This is a genomic window from Bacillus sp. 0209A (genome assembly GCF_036765095.1).
GTDB lineage: Bacteria > Bacillota > Bacilli > Bacillales > Bacillaceae > Bacillus > Bacillus subtilis_G.
The window spans coordinates 1-245 of record NZ_JBAIZV010000028.1 but is presented as its reverse complement, the minus strand read 5'-3'; the positions used below and the strand labels follow the sequence as shown (position 1 = coordinate 245).

Sequence of the window (245 nt, the reverse complement as noted above, 5' to 3'; positions counted from 1 at the left end):
AAATAGCCTCTGGCAACACCCGCTCCGGCGATGTACAGTTCGCCGGCGACACCGCAAGGCTGTACGGCTAAATGCGGATCTAAAACATATAAACGCGCACCGGGTACAGGCTTCCCGATCGGAATCCGCAAGCGATCCCTGTCTCGCTCTGGGTCCAATACGTAAAATGCCGCGTCTACCGTTGCTTCTGTCGGCCCGTAGCCATGGATCAGCGAAACCTGCGGCAATAAAGAAGCAAAACGGGC

General features: G+C 56.3%; 1 protein-coding gene. It reads right to left on the bottom strand.

Annotation, left to right across the window (positions count from 1 at the left end):
* A partial coding sequence (locus V6D44_RS21010) for an AMP-binding protein (protein ID WP_333516867.1) occupies window positions 1–245 on the bottom strand: 245 nt, incomplete at both ends.